The 14,217-nt window shown below is 36.7% G+C and carries 10 protein-coding genes and 2 tRNA genes; 7 read left to right on the top strand and 5 right to left on the bottom strand.

The genetic code is table 11. The features are described 5' to 3' along the window. Window positions 1-68: 68 nt before the first annotated feature. Window positions 69-1,136 (top strand): NADH:flavin oxidoreductase/NADH oxidase, encoded by a 1,068-nt coding sequence (locus tag ACMCNP_RS01660; RefSeq protein ID WP_419312938.1) that lies wholly within the window; start codon window positions 69-71, stop codon window positions 1,134-1,136. On the opposite strand, the gene ACMCNP_RS01655 is transcribed toward ACMCNP_RS01660, so the two are convergent. Both ACMCNP_RS01655 and ACMCNP_RS01650 read right to left on the bottom strand, forming a co-directional pair. After that, a complete protein-coding gene (locus ACMCNP_RS01655; protein ID WP_419312935.1) occupies window positions 1,131-2,312 on the bottom strand; it encodes a glycosyltransferase family 4 protein in 1,182 nt (393 codons plus the stop codon). The genes ACMCNP_RS01660 and ACMCNP_RS01655 overlap by 6 nt on opposite strands. 67 nt (window positions 2,313-2,379) lie before the next feature. Continuing rightward, window positions 2,380-2,466, bottom strand: a tRNA-Leu gene (locus ACMCNP_RS01650). Window positions 2,467-2,617: 151 nt separating this feature from the next. Between ACMCNP_RS01650 and ACMCNP_RS01645 the strand changes: the two genes are divergently transcribed. After that, window positions 2,618-3,187, top strand: coding sequence for a hypothetical protein (locus ACMCNP_RS01645; protein ID WP_419312932.1), 570 nt, complete (start codon window positions 2,618-2,620; stop codon window positions 3,185-3,187). A 48-nt stretch (window positions 3,188-3,235) separates the two neighbouring features. Here the strand turns inward: ACMCNP_RS01645 and ACMCNP_RS01640 are convergent, their stop codons facing one another. The 3 genes from ACMCNP_RS01640 to ACMCNP_RS01630 all read right to left on the bottom strand — a co-directional run bounded on the left by ACMCNP_RS01640 (window position 3,236) and on the right by ACMCNP_RS01630 (window position 6,386). Next, on the bottom strand, window positions 3,236-4,168 hold the full coding sequence (locus ACMCNP_RS01640; RefSeq protein ID WP_419312929.1) for an L-lactate dehydrogenase: 933 nt from the start codon (window positions 4,166-4,168) through the stop codon (window positions 3,236-3,238). 130 nt (window positions 4,169-4,298) lie between these two features. Continuing rightward, complete coding sequence (locus ACMCNP_RS01635; RefSeq protein ID WP_419312926.1) at window positions 4,299-6,254, bottom strand: DUF3857 domain-containing transglutaminase family protein; 1,956 nt, start codon at window positions 6,252-6,254, stop codon at window positions 4,299-4,301. 45 nt (window positions 6,255-6,299) lie between these two features. After that, a tRNA-Leu gene (locus tag ACMCNP_RS01630) sits at window positions 6,300-6,386 on the bottom strand. 121 nt (window positions 6,387-6,507) lie between these two features. Between ACMCNP_RS01630 and ACMCNP_RS01625 the strand changes: the two genes are divergently transcribed. From ACMCNP_RS01625 to ACMCNP_RS01605, 5 genes are all read left to right on the top strand, one after another. Continuing rightward, on the top strand, window positions 6,508-8,889 hold the full coding sequence (locus ACMCNP_RS01625) for a ribonuclease R family protein (protein WP_419312923.1): 2,382 nt from the start codon (window positions 6,508-6,510) through the stop codon (window positions 8,887-8,889). A 53-nt stretch (window positions 8,890-8,942) separates the two neighbouring features. Continuing rightward, complete coding sequence (locus tag ACMCNP_RS01620; protein ID WP_419312921.1) at window positions 8,943-10,628, top strand: ABC1 kinase family protein; 1,686 nt, start codon at window positions 8,943-8,945, stop codon at window positions 10,626-10,628. 32 nt (window positions 10,629-10,660) lie between these two features. Continuing rightward, window positions 10,661-11,617, top strand: coding sequence for a bifunctional riboflavin kinase/FAD synthetase (locus ACMCNP_RS01615; RefSeq protein ID WP_419312918.1), 957 nt, complete (start codon window positions 10,661-10,663; stop codon window positions 11,615-11,617). Between the two features lie 31 nt (window positions 11,618-11,648). Continuing rightward, window positions 11,649-12,668: a sensor histidine kinase gene (locus ACMCNP_RS01610; protein ID WP_419312915.1), complete on the top strand. Its 1,020-nt coding sequence runs from the start codon at window positions 11,649-11,651 to the stop codon at window positions 12,666-12,668. Between the two features lie 100 nt (window positions 12,669-12,768). Beyond that, window positions 12,769-14,217, top strand: coding sequence for a sigma-54-dependent transcriptional regulator (locus ACMCNP_RS01605; RefSeq protein WP_419312912.1), 1,449 nt, complete (start codon window positions 12,769-12,771; stop codon window positions 14,215-14,217).

The following is a 14,217-nucleotide window of genomic DNA, read 5'->3' as shown; positions in this document are numbered from 1 at the left end:
AATGATATTAGCAAAAGGCTTTTAAATGAGCGAACGGTCGATAAGAAATATAGAAAAGGGGGTTTGGGATGAGAAGACTTTTTGAGCCGTTAGAGGTAGGCGGGGTTAAGATCAAAAACAGAATAATGATGGCCCCGATGTGTATGTATTCGGCCAAGGATGGTGTCGTAGGTGCATTTCATATGGCGCATCTGGGCGCTCGCGCAGTCGGAGGAGTAGGTTTAATTATTGTGGAGGCGACGGGAGTAAGCCCGGAGGGAAGAATAAGCCCTTACGACGCCGGAATGTGGAATGAAAAACATGTTGAGGCATTTAAGCCTATAGTAGAATTTTGCAAATCATGCGGTTCTGCGATGGGTATTCAATTAGCGCACGCGGGAAGGAAGGCTTCCGTCAACCTTCCATGGTTAGGGGAAGAACCATTAAAACGGGAGGAGGGGGCATGGCAGACGCTTGGTCCGAGCCCTATTCCGTTTGATGTCGGTTATCCCGTTCCTAAGGAAATGGATAACGGCGACATTGAAAAGGTGATAAAAGATTTTGCAGTCGGGGCTATAAATGCCGATAAAGCCGGATTTGATGTCATAGAAATACATGCCGCTCACGGGTATCTGATAAACGAATTTTTATCTCCTATTTCTAATAGGAGAAAAGATAAATATGGAGGAACTCTCGAGAACAGGGCAAGGTTTTTGCTTGAAGTAATAGATGCCGTGAAAAGAGGAAACCGGTCGAGAAATAAGCCCATTTTTGTCAGAATTTCGGTGGTTGACTGGATAGAGGGAGGTTTTGACGTTAAATCGGCTGTCATTTTAGCGAAAATACTGAAAGAATCGGGAGTTTCCTTAATAGACTGTTCATCGGGAGGAATTGCACCGGACGCAAAAATGGATGTTTACCCCGGTTATCAGTTGGGTTTTGCAAAAGAGATCAGAGAGAAGGCGGATATAGCGGTTTCCGGTGTCGGGCTTATTGCCGAGCCTGAATTTGCCGATTTTATAATTGGCTCCGGAACAGCGGATATGGTCGTTATGGGTAGGGAGCTAATCAGGGATCCTTACTGGCCATTACATGCCGCACAAAAACTAGGAACGGACATAGAGTGGCCTAAACAATATTTAAGGGCTAAATTATAACGAGGAAACGTCTAATAGTACGTTATAAATATTTTTTGCTAATAATTCGTATGAGTAGCCGTTTAATATTCTGTCTATTTTATCTTTGTCGTGATTTGCGCCGTTATCCCTGAGCGCATTTTTAACGGCAGCGGATATTTCGCCTATGTCGTACGGATTTACGTAATAAGCCATGTCTTTGAATATTTCAGGAAGGACACTGTTGTCGGCAAGGATTAAAGACGGTGCTCCGGATGCGAGTGCTTCAAGCGGAGCAAATCCGAACCCTTCGCTTAGGGAGACGAAGACGAATGCGTTTGAGGCGGAGTAATAAAGGTTTAGCTCATCATCGCTTACATAGTTTAAAGATTCCACGCCTTTAATATTAAATTTTTTAATAAATATATCTATAAAATCGGGCTTGTTGCTTCCGGTAAACCTTTTGCCTATAAGGATGAGTTTAAGGTCGTTAAATTCATTTTCTTTTTTTAGGTCGTTAAAAGCATGAATGAGATTTGTAAGGTTTTTATGTTTTTTTCGATTTCCGCAGTAAAGAATGTAGCGGGATAGATTTTTTTTCCGCTTGAATTTAATGATTTCTTCCCGTGAAGCCGGCTTAAATCTTGCGGAATAGCCCGGATAAATTGGGATAATCTTTTTTCGGAGGTTCGAGGCGTTTAATGCTTTTATTGATTTAATAATCCTGCCGTTTCTTTTTCCGAACATGTCTATAATATCGTTTTCGACGTAGTTTGATATCGTAATGATTTTATTTGCCTTTTTAAGTACGCCCTCTAAAACAATGCGGGCAAAGAATGTCTTGATTCTGCCGAAATATTCTGGAAAATGAAAAAACGTGAGGTCGTGGATAACGGCTACCGAGTTTTTCGGCACATAAAGAAACGGTATGTTGAAATGAGGAAAAAAGAAGACGTTCACCTCGTTTTTAAATTTCTTTATGTTTTTGATCAGCAAAAATTGTTCTTTAAAAGTATATTTTTTTATTGACGTATTTATTATGTAGAAATTCTTTTCGTTAAGCTTAAATTCTTTTATATAGTTTTTAATTATTACCTCATCACCCGTTATATAAAAGACAATCTTGGGATTAAGTTTCAAAAGCCCCGCAATAAGCTCTCTTTCATATCTGCCGACGCCGGCATAATGTATGAGCCTTCCGTCAAAGAATATCTTCATAATAAATTTAATATTTAATTATAAAAAAATTAGGTAGATAGATGCTGCACGTAAAGGCTTGTTTTTATGGTGCCGAGGGGGGGAGTCGAACCCCCACGGGATTGCTCCCGCCGGATTTTGAGTCCGGTGCGTCTACCAGTTCCGCCACTTCGGCAAGTTACAAGAATGATTGATGAATAACCGTGAGTTAAAATTTTACAACATAGCCGTATAAAATTCAAGATATTTAATTCTTTAATTTACAATATTAATTTTTTATGATATAAATTACGTAGTTTGATTTTATCTAAAAAAAGGTAATGTATATGACTGAAATTAAAGGATCGGATTTTCATTCCGATTTGCAGAAAATTTTTGGTTATGACGATAGGAGAAACGGAAACGGGATAAATCCTTTAGTTATGGTTTTGCTTGTATTTTTGATTGTCGCAACATGGTTTTTTATATCACTATACTATTTATCCTACATTAATTATTCGAAAAAATACAATATCGTTTTGGATAACCTAAGTTATAAATTGAAGAACGATATGTCAAGATCAGACAGAATCAAAACCAATCTTACTTTTTTTAAAAGCGTAAATAAAAATCAGGTAAATGTTTCGTATGTACTGTATCTTCTGTCGCTTCATAGATTTGGGAAGTCATATGTAAGGTCGTTAACCGTAAATGACGGACGGATTGATATCTCTATTTTTTCTTTAGAAAATTCTTTTAGAAAGAATCTCGGTATTATGAGAGATTACGCGCTTTATTTAAATATTTACGATTTACGGATGCACACGGGAAGATTCGGTATCGCCTCGCTGATAGAAGAGAAAACCGGAAAAAAAAGCGGCGTCGTAGGTACTATTACGAGCAGCAGGTTTAAATAATAAGCATACGGTCGATAATACACGCGGCATTGTTGTTTCATCCGGCGGTTACTCTATGAAGCCGCTATCTCTCAAGTCCTTTATGGCGTTTTGTATTATGGATGCCGAGTCCTTAAGCCCTTCTATTTCTTTTTTATTTAAAGGCAGTTTTATTACGTCTTCTATTCCGTCTTTTGAAAGAATTGCAGGAACGCCGGTGTAAATTCCGTTAATCCCGTAATAGTCCTCAAGATAAACCGATAGCGGCATTATCTGTCTCCTGTCTTTAACCATAGATTCAACAATCTCTGCCATTACTATTGCGGGAGCAAATATTGTCCCGCCTTTTAAGGCAATTACCTCGGCGGCACACGTTTTATAGTACTCGGCCATTTCCTCAAGCTTTTTCTTGTCGTATCCCGGGATAGAGCTTAAAGGCACACTGTTTATGCTTGCAAGAGAGAAAACCGGGGTCATGCTATCCCCGTGTTCTCCGAGAAACATTATATCGACATCCTTAGGATTCAAATTAAAATAAGAGCCTATGGCAGAGCGAAGCCTTGTCGTATCAAGCATTGTTCCCATACCGAAAACTTTTTTTCTTTCAAAACCGGAAACCTTATATGCCACGTAAGTCATTATGTCCACCGGGTTTGATACAACGAAAAGAATTGCGCTTTTGTTATATTTGACAATATTGCTTACTATATCCTTTAATATGTGGACGTTCTTTTTATTTAAATCTAACCTTGATTCCCCAGGTTTTCTTGGGATTCCTGCGGTTATAACTATAATATCTGCGTTTTTAACGGAGTCATACTCGGCGGTTCTAACTCTCGTATGACCGGTAAGCGATATTCCGTGAGAGATATCAAGCATTTCACCCCTTGATAAATTGCGGTTTATATCTATAAGAGTAACCTCCCTAACGATATCTTTAAGGGTTAAGGTATATGCAAGAGTCGCCCCGAGCCTGCCAGCGCCTATTATGCTCACTTTCATTAAAATGACCTCCGTATTTTATTTTAGTGTTTATTTTTAATAAATAGAATTTATGGATTATATTATATAAGCGTATAAAAAATCAATCGTTTACTTTTAGTAGAAAGATTTTTGCCGTCGGTAGTAGTAATTAACGTTTAGTCGTTAATCTGTCGTCGTGAAATATTAAAACCTGTCGGCTTAACGTTTTTATCGTTTTATTAAACAAACGCTTCACCATAAGATAATTTTTAGGCGGTATTTTGTAACCGTTTGTTGAAAAATATGAATTAAAAACAACAGTATTGTTTTTAACGACGTAATAGGTCTTAAATGACCCGACAATGTTTTTGATGTTTATATCTTTTGGAATAAAAACAGGCTTATAGCTTTTTGGAAATTTTAAATATATTGTATTTTTTTCGGAAAAATTATATCCGAATTTTAACGAATATTTTCTGTGATTGAGGGCAGTTACTTTAGCAAGTGTCGTCATAGTCCTTATCGGGAGTCGTACAAGCATTATGTTTCCTTTTTTACCGGCATATTTTTTTGCGGAGAATGAAATCTTTTCTATGAACGGTTTTGTAAGGCTGTTGCCGTTTTTAAAAGAAAATCCGCTTAGTTTGGCATTGGGGGATATGTTCAAGATTTTTTTTAAAATGCCGTTTTTCTTTTTTTGTGCAGATTCAGATGAGTAAAGATATCTTTTATACATGTCGTATGCTCCGGCATAAACAAAGGTAATTTTAGACTTGATACTGCCGTTATAAGAGAGAGCGGCATATTCTTTCATGTCTATTCTGTTTTTTCTCGGCGGAAAAATCGGAGTTTTTGCTATTATCCCCTTGCTGTTTATTATAATCAAGACGTTTCTGCCCTGATCCATAGGCGGAAGGTCGCCGAACGTCGTGACGTTGGAGGTAGTGTCCGCAAACATAAATTTACCGTTTTTTAGCTTTATAGCCGTTATTTCATGATCAAAAACAAACGGTGTCGGAAGTTTGGGATTCATATCTGGAATTTCCGTCGTGGGGATAAGGACAGGATAAGCCTTAACGCCTATCATGCTTAACATTGATGCAAAAAGCGTTGCATGATCCTTACAGTCTCCAAACCTATTTTTAAAAACAGAATTAACGTTACTGGGTTTATAACCGTCTATCCCGAATTCATATCCGACATACCTTATCTTTTTAGCGACAAAATTATAAATGACCTTCGTTTTTTGTAATTTTGTCTTTTTTGAACGGATTAATTTTTTTATAAAATACTTAAGATTTTTACCCGGTTTTATAATGTCGCTTGTAAGTCCGGCATACCACACAGCCACTTTATCCCAGGATCTGATGGACGATACCGTTATATGGGGAACTATAAAGGATTCACTCGGTCCCATTTGTTCCGGCATAATTTTTTTTCTATTCCATATTTGCCAGATAAGCGTTGTACCTCCGGAGTTTTCGGTGATGCTTGGTTTTTTATCAAATCCGTATTCTACGTATTTGTAATAAACGTCCCTGGGTATAGTCAATCTATAAACGGATTTTTTTAAAGGGGATAATCCGCCGAAATAATCTTCCGTAAAAAAACTATCTTTCATATACGGTTTTACGGTAGTAGTCTTAAATTTATAATTGATGACGGAACCATCTGTGAGTTCCGGAAGTCGGATTGTTTTTAATAATTGATTAGAAAAAATAGGTGCTTCCGTGTTAAAGGGTGCGGTAACCGTTTTTAAGCCGTTTAAGTTTACGTTGTAGACGTTTCCGTCGGGTTGAAATATTTTAATGAAATATATATGAAGTTTCTGGTTTTTTTTAGAAAAGGGAAAACTTAAAGTGGAGTATTTATTGATGCCTTTTTTGTTCAGTATTTTTATTATTTCGTGTTCCGTAATAACGTCTTCGAATTTTTTTTTTATCTTTTCATTTGTGTAATCTAATAATATTTTAGACGAGACGTCCGATTTAATGGATTTATCAATAGTACCCGCCGCATAGGAGGTATTGTAATAATTATTACCGGTAATGTTTACCGAATCTATTAATGCAAATAAGAACAATATAAGGGGAAGCAAGTAAAAATATTTTTTAATCTTTGCCATAATTTTTCCGCCATTTAGATTTTCCGTTAATATCCTTTATTTGTCTGGTGCCGGAAGGGGGAGTCGGACCCCCACAAGATTAATCTTACACGGCCCTGAACCGTGCGCGTCTACCAATTCCGCCATTCCGGCCTAAACCTTTTGAAAAACTATTTTTTATTTTATAATGAAAAAATAATCGCTTAATGTTATCATTATAAAAACTCGGGCTTTTATTCTATCATATTTATTAAACGATTGACATAGAAAATATATGAAAACTGTGACTAAAGAAGATATTATTTATCTATTCTCCCAAAAGTTTGATATCCCCCTATCTTTCATGGATATTAAACACGGCTTAAGTATTGCTTCCCCCGGAGCGCTTCCTGCCGCTAAGAAAATGCTGGATTCTATGGTAAGCAGCGGTGAACTGCTTCTTACTAAAGGTGAAAAATATATATATCCGCAAAAATTAAACTTAATACGCGGGACCGTGTTTACAAAAAAGCGGGGCTATGCATTTATAAGCGACGATACCGGAGGATGTCGGGATATTTTCGTGAGAGATTCCGATTTGGGCGGTGCAATTCCGAATGATGTCGTAATTATACAGCTCATACCGGACAGTTCACGCTATTTGAAAGAAAAGAATAGAAAAAGGGTTAAAACAAACGGCAAGCCTAAGTTATCTGCTAAGTCGCAGAATGGTTCTGCGGGCAGAAGGGGGAGGGTCGTAAGGATAGTAAAAAGAAACCTGAAAAGTTTTAAAGCTGTAGTAAAAGTTGAAAAAAATATAGCCATTTTAACTCCCGTTTCCCCTGAATTTTATGATATTTTTTACTTTGATATGCATAGATTTAAATATAAGGATATGTTAAAAAACGGCGTAATAGTAAATGCCATTTTGCCGAAAACAGGCGATTTATCCTCAAGAGCGGTCTTGATCGACAAGGTTTTAGGCGGTATCGAGTCGCAGGGAACGGAAGAAGAAATAATTTTAAATAAGTATGATATTTATAAATCGTTTGATGAAAAGGTGATGGAAGAACTCTCGGAAATTCCGGAAGATTTGGAGGAAGAAGAAACCGTAGGCGGTAAGAGTGGAAACAGACGCGATTTGACGCGCCTACCCTTTATAACCATAGACGGTGAAGATGCGAAAGATTTTGACGATGCCGTTTGCGTGGAAACGTCGACAAAAGCGGGCTTGGTAAAACTTTACGTTGCAATAGCCGATGTTTCTTATTTCGTAGGATATGGAGGCTATATCGACAAGGAAGCCTTCAAGAGAGGTAATTCTACTTATTTTCCGGGGCATGTTTATCCTATGCTCCCCGAAGGATTATCCAACGATCTTTGCAGTCTTCTTCCCAAGAAAAAGAGATTTGTTATGGTTTGCGAAATGGATGTAGATATCGTATCCGGGAAAATAGAGAGAAAAAAGATATATAGGGGGGCAATAAAGACGTTCGGAAGATTGACATATAACGAGGTATATAATTATTTAACAATGTCGGAGGATAGAACAGAGTCTGAGAATGAAGGAGACAGCGGACTATTTCATGAATTGGATAAAAAGTTATTTCCGATAAAAGATATGCTGTTAAAAATGAGAATACTTGCAGAAATTTTAAGAAAGAAGAGGATTAAAAACGGCAGTCTATATTTCGATCCGATTAAAAGCAAGGTAGAATTAAACGAAAACAACGAGGTTTTAAACGTTATCCCCGAGCCGAGAAATTTTGCCCATGATTTGATTGAGGACTTTATGATAACGGCAAACTGTGCCGTAGCGGAATTTATTGAGGCGAAAAAAGTTTCTTCGATTTATAGGGTACATGAAAGACCGGATGAGGAAAAAGTTAAAGAATTTTTAAAAATATTAAAATATTTTAAGCTGCCTTTTGTATACGGTCCATTAGAAAATTCACTCGACTATCAAGAAATGCTTGATAAATTAAAAGAAAACCCATTATCCTCTTTTTTAGAGCAGGCATTTTTGAGATCTATGCGTATTGCCGTATACTCTCCGGTTAATATTCATCACTTTGGACTTGCGTTGACCTCTTATACTCATTTTACGTCTCCCATCAGGAGGTATGCCGACCTGTTAATTCACAGGATTCTTGCCTTTATGCTTTACGGGGACGACGGCAATAAAAAAACGTTTAAAGCCGAAAGTGGTGGATATGGAGACGCGGGCAAAGGTAAAAATGTTCCGGAATGGTTGAATTTAGACTACTTAAGGGTTGTATCTAATATAATTTCCAGACGGGAAAAACTTTCTTCGGATGCCGAGAGGGAGTACTCCGATTTTAAGAAAATGCAGTTTTTAAAAAAAAATGAACAGGCAGTTTACGACGGGTTCATCACCAACGTAGTAAATTTTGGTTTTTTTGTAGATATTAAGGGATTTTTCATACAGGGCTTCGTGCATGTTTCGACCATAGCCGACGATTATTATGAATATAACGATAATACAAAGATACTTAAAGGTAAACATGGTAGGAAGATATTTAAGATAGGAGATAAAGTTGAAGTCAGCGTTTATTCAATCGACCTGTTAAAGAGAGAGGTAGATCTGAGGTTTATCGAGTTCGATAAACATAAAAAATATAAGACGGGATTTTTGTCTGCAAGAAAGCGGAAATGAAGCAGGAAAGGCATATCTCGGCGTGCAAATAGAGACTGAGGGTTAATTTAGATATGAAAATAGGCGATTTTATTAGATTCGTGAGGGCGATTCAGAGAATAAGGCAGGTTTCGGCGATTCTTGCAAAGCATGGTTTTTATCAAATCATAACTAATTTGGGGCTTTCGAGATTTTTTATATTTAAAAAATATCTTAAGGCAGCCTATCCGGTGGATAATTATCAGAACGTTCCTCCCGAAGTAAGATTGAGATATGCCTTAGAAGAGCTTGGCCCGACCTTTATAAAACTTGGACAAATATTTTCCGAAGAAATAGCCGACCTACCTTTGAAATATATCATCGAACTAAGGAAGCTGCAGGATAGTACACGTATAGATTATAATAAAATAAACGATATCAGAGAAATATTTAAGGCGGAAACCGGTTTAAATATTGAAAAGGTTTTTACGTCCTTTGAAGAAACACCCGTAGCTTCGGCTTCCATAGCGCAGGTGCATAAGGCGGTCTTAAAAGACGGAACCGTAGTTGCCGTTAAGATTAAAAAAAAGGACGTACATAAAATAATCAAAAAGGATATAGGTGTTTTATACTTTATCTCTAGTATCGCCGGAGATGCCGCCAAAGAATTGCTCTATATCGATAACGCGGAGGAATTTCTAGAGGAATTCGTCAAAAATATTACATCGGAACTGGATTTTTTACGTGAAGCCGGAAATACGGAAAAAGTAAGGAAAATTAACCAAGATAAAGATACGGTCGAGATAGCCAAAGTTTATTGGGAATATTCTTCTGCGAACGTATTGGTGGAAGATTTTATAGAAGGAGTCAAAATAAGCGACGTAAATGAATTGTCTAAAAGAGGTTTCGATAAAAACAATATCCTTAAAATATTTTTAAACCATTTTTTAAATCAGATATTTATAGTAGGTTATTTTAATGCCGACCCTCATCCCGGCAATATATTGGTTATCAATGAAAACAAGATAGGGATAATTGATTTTGGCTCCGTAGGGATAATTACGAAAGATTTACGAAAAAAAGTTCTGAGGTATTTTATTGATTTTTTTCACGACGATTATGAAGATGCCGCTTCTCTATTTATTGATATATGCATGGGAAATTTGACCGAAAGGGAGGAACAGGCATTCAAATTTGAACTTATAGAATTCATAGAAAGCGTAGACAATAAACCGTTCAAGGACATATATAGTTCCGAGATTCTTTTAGAAACCTTAAAAATAGGCCATAATCATAAATTAGCGATACCCTCGGAGCTTTCTCTTCTGTTTAAGGCTATGCTTCCCATAGAGTCTGTGGCAAAAATGCTTAATCCAAATTTTTCCTTTGCTGATTCGGGACTTGAGTTTTTTAATTCCATATCGGCGGATAAAAAAGCGAAAGCTAAAGCAAAAGATATTGAGGCGATGCTCATAGATAACTTAAAAAGCTATAAGAATTTTTTTGAGGTACTTCCGAAAAGAGCGGATAAGATACTTAAAAAAATGTCGGAAGATAAATTCTCCATAGATTTTATACATAAGGGATTAGAGGGATTGATAGGCGAAATGGAAAGGTCGAGCAAAAGGCTTACCGGCGGACTTTTACTTGCTTCCGTTATAATTTCTTCGGGGGTTCTCATATTCATAGGGAGTGAATTTTCGCATTTATACATTTCAATAATGGGGATAACAGGATGGATTATGGGATTGTTATATATTTTAATTTTATTGTTTAAATAAAACAGACAAGAACAAGGAGGATAATAAAAACATTGGAAATATTGGAAATTAATGATGCAGGTTGCAGCTTCAAAGACTCGGTAATTACTATAGGCAGTTTTGACGGAATACATCTGGGACACAGAAAATTAATGGAACTCACTAAAGATTCCTCTTTAGAATCGAATTCAGTTTCGGTAGTTTTGACTTTTTATCCTCATCCGCTAAAGGTTCTTCACCCGGAGACTAATGTCCATTTGATTACTACATTCGAAAAAAAGACGGAATTAGTAGAGGAAACGGGTATAGATTATTTAGTTTATATCACGTTTACACCTGAGTTTTCAGGAATGATGCCGGAAGATTTTATCAAAAATATTATAGTAAAAAGATTGAATCCGGTTAAAATTATAGTAGGACATGATTTCGGCTTCGGTGTTAAAAAGTCGGGAAACATACCCCTATTAGAGAAACTATCAGGGGAGCTCGGTTTTGAACTTGTCGTCGTAGAACCCGTTGTAATAGACGGAGAGGTAGTTTCAAGCACGCTCATAAGAAGATTGGTGATATCCGGCAGGGTCTGCGCGGTAAAGAGATTTTTAGGAAGGCATTATTCGGTTCACGGTCGTGTGGTTAAGGGAAGCGGCAGGGGTAAGCATCTTGGATTTCCTACGGCCAATATTATTCCGGAGGAGGAGTTGTTCCCCAGAGACGGGGTGTATGTTACACAGGTGAGAATAGGCGATAAATTTTATGATTCTATAACAAATATAGGTTCTAATCCTACGTTTAATGAAGAAATAAGAAGAATAGAGACATATATATTTGATTTTAACGGCAATATATATGATGTGGAAATAGAGGTTTTCTTTACGGAAAGGTTGAGAGAAGAAATAAAGTTTAATAATATAAAAGAACTTGAAGAAAGGATTAAAAAAGACATAGAGCTCGCAAATCTTATCTTAAGAAGAAGACTGAAATCCAAAAAAGATATTGTTCCTTTGACTTGATTTTTAAATAAAAGTTTAATAAAATATACTTATGATAACGTATAAGACTAAAACTAAAAAATTTAAGGTTTTTTTATTAAGTCTCGTTATTGTCTTGACGGTGCTTACTGCGGGATTTTTCGCGTATACGGCTTATACTTTCGGTTCATTATATTCTAAAGCCTCCGCGCTCTATTCTCTTAAACAGTCTAATATGATTTTTTTTGGCGGCCAAAAGGGGCTAAGGCTTGTTTATCCGTCTATGTCGGGCGGGCTGAACGGTGTTTCCTTTTATTTTGTTTTTACTACGGCGTTGTTATTATTTGCGGGCATTATAATCTTTATGTTCGTCTATTTTTACAGACTGATAGAAAGCCAGGAAAATACCGAATTGGCATTAAGGTCTGTAGAAAAGAACATCCTTGAAGTACCATCCACTATTATTCATGAAATTAAGGGTAACATAAATTCGGTCTTAATTAATTCGAGGGTGTTAATCGAGAAGGTTAAAGACATAGAGTCGAATAAAGACGGTATCGTAAAAACCGGCAGTGTTATAGGAAGCGAAACCGCGAGATTGGCCCAAACAATGGACAACATACTTAAGTTTACCAAGGATTACGATTTAAATTTAGAAAACGTCAACCTTTCGGAACTAATGGAAGAGGCATACAAATTGATTGAAAAAAGGGTTTCCGCAAAGGGAATTATATTTTCCGTTTCAGTAGATAGAGATATTAACATTAAGATGGACAAAGATTTAATGCTTCAGGTTTTTAAAAATTTAATTTTAAATGCCGTCGAATCTTACAAAAGTAAAAAAGGAGAGGTATCGGTCTATTCCTCTTATATTTTAAATAAGATTTCTCTTGTCGTGGAGGATAATGGAGCAGGTATAGATAAAAAATACATGCGAAAGATTTTTGAGCCGTTTTTTACCACTAAAAAAACGGGAGTAGGACTTGGGCTTGCATTGACAAAGAATATTATAGACGCTCATGGATTTAATATAAATGTAGATTCACATAATGGAGTAGGTACAAAGATTTCGGTTATCATGAAGGATTTATAATGCTCTCCTTAAAAGAAAAAACACAACGGGAAGCGAAACCGAGCAAATAAACCGATTATCGTCTTAAAATATAGAGGACGGAGAGTCAAAAAGTTTAAAAATGAGCGATACGCATAAAAAGTCCATAGTAATATTAGTAGTTGAAGACGATGAAGCCTCCCGCATTGGTCTTGCCGATTTTATAAAACTCAGTGGCTATAAAGTTTATGAGGCAGATCGCCTTAAATCCGCTTTTAAGATTTTAGGCTTAAACGCCGGCGATAGAGGCGATAAGGATAAGATAGATATAGTAATTACAGATCTTAAACTTCCGGACGGCACGGGGTTGGATTTATTAAAAGTCATAAAAAAGGACGGCAAGGCTCAAAGTACGGACGTCGTTGTCGTTACGGGGTTCAGCTCGGTAAAAACCGCCGTAGAGGCGATAAAACTTGGGGCATACGATTATATAACTAAACCGGTAAATCTTGACGAACTCAGCTTAATAATTAAACGAATAATATCCAACAAAAGCCTTATAGACGAATTAAATACTTTAAAAACAAGGCTTGATGAAAGATTTAATTTCGGCAATCTAATAACTTCGTCAAAAAAGATGATAGATATCGTCAATACCGCAATTACTGTTTCAAATACCAATTCTACTGTATTAATAGAAGGCGAGTCTGGAACAGGTAAAGAATTGCTCGCAAATATTATAGTCAATAATTCTCGGAGAAAAAATAAGCCTTTTATCAGAGTAAATTGCGCTGCGCTTTCGGAAACTATTTTAGAAAGTGAGCTTTTTGGACACGAAAAAGGGGCTTATACCGGAGCGGACTCACTTTATAAGGGGAGATTCGAGATAGCGGACGGCGGAACCATCTTTCTTGACGAGATAGGTGAAGTTTCCATGAAAACGCAATCTAAAATATTACGTGTTTTGCAGGAGAAGGAATTGGAGAGAGTAGGCGGGAACAAAACGATCAAGGTGGATATAAGGGTAATAGCCGCTTCTCAGGATATAGAAAAAAAAGTTTCGAATGGTGAGTTTAGGCGGGATTTGTATTACCGGCTTAATGTAATAAATTTAAAACTCATACCCCTTAGAGAGAGAAAGGAAGATATACCTGTCCTAATAAAGCGATTTTTAGAGGATTTTTCTAAAGAAAACGACAAAAACATTATGGATATAAATAAAGGGACATTAGATATTTTGTTAAGATACGGTTATCCCGGAAACGTAAGAGAATTAAAAAATATAATTGAATATATGGTTGCCGTGACAGGAGGAGATGCCATAGATGAATCCCTGCTGCCTAATTACCTAAAAGAAAAATATTTAGAAAACGAAGTGGAAGAAACAGGGCATGATTTAAAATCCGAGCGGCTTTTTTCAAAGGATTGTATTAAAATACCCGTAGGTGCAACGCTTGAAGACGCGGAAAATTTGATCATACGAACAACCCTAAAGATGAATAATTACGATAAGGTTAAAACGGCTAAAGATTTAAATGTCGGATTAAAGACGATTTACAGGAAATTAGGTAAAACGGCTACGTCAGGCTGA

This window comes from Candidatus Acidulodesulfobacterium sp. H_13, from assembly GCF_048541835.1.
GTDB lineage: Bacteria > SZUA-79 > SZUA-79 > Acidulodesulfobacterales > Acidulodesulfobacteraceae > QIJE01.
This window is presented reverse-complemented; position numbering and strand designations above follow the sequence as displayed.